This is a genomic window from Microcystis flos-aquae FACHB-1344 (assembly GCF_014698375.1).
Lineage (GTDB): Bacteria > Cyanobacteriota > Cyanobacteriia > Cyanobacteriales > Microcystaceae > Microcystis > Microcystis aeruginosa.
On sequence record NZ_JACJSW010000183.1, the window covers coordinates 1 to 5462 of the forward strand.

Here is a 5462-nt window from a genome sequence, read left to right on the forward strand (position 1 = left end):
AATGGCAGAGTTGGAAAAACAGATTAATCGACTTCCCCATTTGCCAAAGTGGTTTGTGGAAATCCCTTATCAAACCACTTGACTATTGGATCATCTTTTTTATGGAGTTCTCTAAATGTTCGAGAGTGGGATTGTCCAGACTGTGGGACGCACCATGACCGAGATATTAACGCGAGTAAAAATATTTTGGCCGCAGGGCTTGCGGTGTCAGTCTGTAGAGCGACCTGATGACCAGAACAGAGTAAATCTGTTAAGGCAGGTGCGGAACCCCGCAAGGGAAAGAAGCAGAAACCTAAATCGTGAGGTTTGGGAATCACCGTCCGTTTACGGCGGTGAGGATGTCAACACCGCTGACCATTGCTGTTAGACAGAAATCACAGAAATGTTCAATCTAATCTTTATAGTTCTTCGGTTTGTGTTAGTCCATGGACGGGGTTATAAAGGGCGATTTTTGTCAATTGTTTTCGATAACGTTTTTAAAACCCGACACCCGACATCCTGTCCGCAGGAAAAACTTTTTCAGCAGACCCTGGTTATTATACCGATAGGACGGGTTGGCCGGTAGAAATGGCTTTTTCGACGATATCGGCGGCCATTTTCACTCCTCCAGTCTTCTGTAGCGCTTTTTGCATTCTCAGGGCATTTTCTCGGTAACTGGGGACGGATAACACCTTTTCAATTGCCCCTCGTAAACGGGGAACTTCTAGACGGGAAATCGGAATCACTTCCCCTGTCCCCGACCATTTTATCCGAGCAGATACCCCCGGTTGGTCGTTAGCGATGGGAATGGCCACCATCGGTACAGCTTGCGCTAGGGATTCTAGGGTAGTATTTAAGCCTGCGTGGGTGATAGTAAGAGAGGCTCTGGTTAAAAGCTCTAATTGGGGAGCGTAGGGAACAACTAGGGCGTTTTTGGTTGTTATTTGAATGTTAGAGTCGGTGTTGCCCAAGGATAAAACTAATTGTACCGGCAAATCGGCACAGGCTTCGGCGATCGCATTAAAGGTCGATTGTAGGCGAGTTTGAATTGTACCGAGGGAAGCATAAATCAAGGGTTGTCCGGTTAATTTTTCGTAGGGAAAAGGAATCGTTTTTCTGGTGGAGGAATCGTGAAAGGGACCGGTAAAGTGAAAGTGAGCGGGTAAATTTGGCCGAGGAAACTCGAATTCGGCAGGTTGTTGGCTAATTTGGGCGATGGGTGAATAGCGTTGATTGATGTTTTGATAGGGAATTAACCCCCATTCTTGACGCTGCCGGTTGATTAACTCATTCAGAGGACGAGTCAGAGAGTCAAGGAGTTTATAGCCAAGTTTATTGCGAATAACCCCGATAAATGAGGGATTATAGTCCCAACTGGTCATAAAGGGCGGAATAAGCGGATCGCGATTTAAAACCAATGCCGAACAAAAACTGATAAAGGGAATAGCCAATTTTTCTGCGATTGTACCCCCTGAGGCGGAGACTTGATCGACAATTAGGGCATCAATTCCCAAGCGACGCATCTCTTGAGGGATAGTTTCAAAGAGGGCAGCGGTAGAATCACTTACTAATTGTACCGTGCGACGGACGGCGGCTGTTCCCCGTAATTGACCAATTTCGGCTAAATTTTTGGCTGATGTGCCTTTCGGATATTTGTCAGGTGCAATTGCCTGAAAATCTAAGCCGGCTGCTTGCACCATTTCTTCACCATCAAGAGTTAGAAAACAGGTAACTTTATGACCGCGTTTTTGTAACTCTTTTCCTAAAGGTAGGAGAGAATAAATATGTCCAGAAGTTGTAGGACAGAGTAAACCAAAATGAGTCATTAAACACCTCCACAGGTTTTCTTTAATTCTTCTAGATTCCAGAATGCACCACCCAAGGCGGAGAATTGTATTCCTTCAAAGCAGTTACGCACAGCCCCCAAAGCGAGGGGATTAACTAGATAAATAAACGGGACGTATTCCTGTTGAAGTTGTTGAATTTCATTATAGATAACTTTGCGCTTCTCAAAGTCTAATTCTTGGGAACCCTTGACGTATAAATCGGCGATTTTTTTCTCCCAATCCGCCGCTTGCCAGCCTTGAATCGGCGGGCTGCCGGGTTGAGGTTGTTGGTTAAAAGCGTGGAGATTTCCATCTACATACCAAATATTAGGGGCGTGGGGTTCGTTATCACCGGTAAAACCTAAAATATGGGCCTCCCAATCTAGACTATTACTCAGTTTATCAACTAAATTACTAAAAGCGATCGCTTGAAAATCCACTTGAATTCCTATTGCGGCTAAATCATTTTTAATTTGTGCGCCAATTGCTTCCCGGATTTTGTTACCCGCATTAGTAATCAGGTTAAATCTAACGGGATTATTATCGATATCGACTAGGAGATTATCACTATTATACTTAAATCCCGCCTCTAATAATAATTCTTTGGCTTTTTCGGGATTATAATCGTAACCTTTCAGGGTTTTATCGTAAAAAGGCGATTGGATAGAAAGAAAAGAATTTTGTTCTTGTCCCAATCCTCGATAGATATCATCAATCATTCTTTGACGATTAATGCCGTAGGCAATAGCTTGACGGAAATTTAAGTTATTAAACCAACGGGATTTAATCGGATCTACTAGGGGTTTTCCGTCGCGTTTTCCTTGATTGAGATTAAAACCGATAAATTGGGTTCCGTAGGCAGGTCCGCCGTTAAAAATAGTGAAATTTCCTCTTTCTTCTTCGGTTTTTAAGAGGGAGAAAAATTCGGGAGTTACCCCAATAGAATCTAAACTTCCCGAACGAAATTGTAGTAAAGTTGTGTCCTGCGATTCAACAATTGCCCAAATTACCGAAGTTATATGAGGTAATTGTTGTCCCTGGGCATCTTTTTTCCAATAGTAAGGGTTATTCTCAAAAATAATCCTTTGTCCCGTTATATATTCTTTTAGTTTATAAGCACCATTAAAAACAATTTTATCGGGAGGAGTATCTAACCCCCAAGTGGAGAGAAATTCTAACCTACCATCGGGGCTTTTTTTCTGAATAGTTTTTTCTAAAGCGTGTTTAGGTAAAATCGGTGAACTGACAGCATCTAAAAAAGGAGCAAAAGGTTCGGGGAGTTTAAATTCGATTCTGCGATTATCTAGTTTAGTGATAACTGGAAATTCTTTTTTTAATCCTATTCTTAAACTATCGCGGTAGTTGTTAGGAATATCAGGATTTAGATATAATTCTTTATAGGTAAAAACCACGTCATCAACGGTTAAGGGTTGACCATCCGACCATTTTAAACCCTCTCTGATAGTAAAAATAATGCTCAAATTATCATCGGAAATTGTCCAAGATTCTGCTAAGACCGGTTCTTTTTTGCCAGTAATGGGATTTTCTGTTAATAGTCCTTCGTAGGTTAAACCAAAAATATTCGGGGATTCGGCCGATAAAACAGCATTAAAGGTTTTTGGGTCACTTAATACCGATATGACCACTTGATTGCGTCTAACTTGATTACCACAAGCAGTTAGGGAAATCAGCAATAAACAAGAAATTAAAAATACCGTTAATCCCTGCCAAAATTTCACCATAATCTTTAATATTTTTCTGTCCGACTATCTAGAAGTAAAGACCTTGCCTTGCTATATACACCGAAACTGACCAAGCTGAAAGCCGCTGGACTGTTTCCTTGCCCCATCAATATAACAGGAAATGAGACAAAAAATCTCGCCTAGGAAAGATTGACAAAGGCGAGAAACCGTGTTTCCATTAAGAATGGGAGATAAAATCTAAGAACGTTGTTCGATCGGTGTATAGGGGACTTCGTGTTCTCCGGTGTAGATTTGGGTAGGACGGAAAATGCGGTTAGCATTTAATTGTTCTTTCCAGTGGGCCAACCAACCAGCCACCCGGGAGATGGCAAAAATCGGGGTAAATAAATCACTGGGGATGCCTAATTTCCGATAGACCAATCCCGAATAGAAATCCACATTAGCATAGATACCTTTTTCGCCGTAGATATCCACCACTGCTTGTTCTAATTCTAGGGCGATATCGTAGTATTCATCGGAACCTAATTCCGCGAATAATTGTTCAGCAAGGTTTTGTAAAATCGTCGCCCGGGGATCCTTAACTTTATATACCCGGTGTCCAAAACCCATAACTTTTTGTTTATTGGCGATACATTTTTCCACATAGGGACGAACATTAGCCACCGAACCGATTTCCTCTAACATTAACAATACTTCCTCGTTTGCCCCACCGTGGAGGGGGCCGGCGAGAGTTCCCACTGCTGAAGCGATGACACCGTAGGGGTCGGTTAAAGTGGAAGCCGTCACCATGGCCGAAAAAGTCGAGGCATTCATGGTATGTTCGGCGTGGAGGGTCAAACAGACATCGAAAACTTTCGCCGCTAAATCCGTTGGTCGTCTTTCCGTCAACATATAGAGGAAATTGGCCGCATAATCAAGACTATCGTTGGGCTGAATGGGATGATTACCTTTGCGAATTAATTGAAACGCCGCCACCATGGTGGGGATTTTCGCTAATAGCCGGACTACTGCCTGACGGATATATTCGGGATTATCCAAAGCCCGACGGGCATAGTATAACCCTAAAGCCGCCGCCGAAGTTTGTAGCGCATCCATGGGATGGCCTTTTTCGGGGAAGCATTTCATCATGTCTTCGATACGGTACTTGATGCGTCGATGATAACGGATTTCATCGGCAAATTCTTCCAGTTCCGCCTCCGTGGGCAGAACACCCCAGATAAGGAGATAGGCGGTTTCGAGGAAGGTACTTTTTTCGGCGAGTTCCTCAATCCGAATGCCCCGATACTCTAAGATTCCCTTTTGCCCATCCACAAAGCTGATACTCGATTGGGCGGCGGGAATTCCTTCTAAACCTGGCCGATATTCACAAACTGTCATAGTTCTACTTTCCGTGGCGAAGATTAAGCCCTAACGCTAACTTACTTGATCTTTCCACCCTTACCGAAATTTTATAGAAATTCTTCGGTTCTGCCTCTCCCGTTCAGGATTGGGGAGAAGTGGACGGAAATTACCCCTATTTAGCGATTGCTTCGTCGATTTAGTCAACCCTGCCCTAGCGCATTTTTTCTGGGCTTACTGTTGCGACTCTAGCTAGAGGACTTGATATTTATCTACTTTCATTGTAGCGAGACTATCTCGATCGATTGAGCCGATCGATAATTTTTTTAAGTTTCTTCGGGATTAATATTTAACTCCCGCAGTTTTGCCGCCAATCGTTCGGCCCGTTGCCGTTCCGTTTCGGCCCGTTGCCGTTCCGTTTCGGCCCGTTGCCGTTCCGTTTCGGCCCGTTGACTTTCCGTTTCGGCCCGTTGTCGTTCCGTTTCGGCCCGTTGTCGTTCTTCGTTGTAACTGGTGAAAGGTTGACCATCGGGATAATACAACAGTAACTCTGGTTGGGCTAATTGAAAACGAATGCCCAAGCGAGGACTTACCCAATTATCGAGATTTTCTAGAC

3 protein-coding genes and 2 pseudogenes are annotated in these 5462 nt (G+C 43.6%); 1 reads left to right on the forward strand and 4 read right to left on the reverse strand.

Annotation, left to right across the window (positions count from 1 at the left end):
• Positions 1-48: 48 nt before the first annotated feature.
• Positions 49-303: pseudogene (locus H6G48_RS26470) on the forward strand (zinc ribbon domain-containing protein).
• A 233-nt stretch (positions 304-536) separates the two neighbouring features.
• On the opposite strand, the gene H6G48_RS18145 reads toward H6G48_RS26470, so the two are convergent.
• The 4 genes and pseudogenes from H6G48_RS18145 to H6G48_RS18160 all read right to left on the reverse strand — a co-directional run.
• The gene (locus H6G48_RS18145) at positions 537-1805 is read right to left on the reverse strand and encodes a glycosyltransferase (RefSeq protein WP_190722737.1); all 1269 of its coding nucleotides are present in this window, start codon (positions 1803-1805) and stop codon (positions 537-539) included.
• Positions 1805-3547: an ABC transporter substrate-binding protein gene (locus H6G48_RS18150; protein ID WP_190722738.1), complete on the reverse strand. Its 1743-nt coding sequence runs from the start codon at positions 3545-3547 to the stop codon at positions 1805-1807. Before H6G48_RS18150 ends, H6G48_RS18145 begins: the two co-directional genes overlap by 1 nt.
• 198 nt (positions 3548-3745) lie before the next feature.
• Complete coding sequence (locus H6G48_RS18155; RefSeq protein WP_190722739.1) at positions 3746-4885, reverse strand: citrate synthase; 1140 nt, start codon at positions 4883-4885, stop codon at positions 3746-3748.
• Between the two features lie 287 nt (positions 4886-5172).
• Positions 5173-5462 (reverse strand): annotated as a pseudogene (locus tag H6G48_RS18160) (Uma2 family endonuclease); the annotation flags it as partial.

Coding starts and splice junctions, on each gene's coding strand:
- H6G48_RS18145 (WP_190722737.1), bottom strand. CDS start 1,805: ATGACTCATTTTGGTTTACTCTGTCCTACAACTTCTGGACATATTTAT.
- H6G48_RS18150 (WP_190722738.1), bottom strand. CDS start 3,547: ATGGTGAAATTTTGGCAGGGATTAACGGTATTTTTAATTTCTTGTTTA.
- H6G48_RS18155 (WP_190722739.1), bottom strand. CDS start 4,885: ATGACAGTTTGTGAATATCGGCCAGGTTTAGAAGGAATTCCCGCCGCC.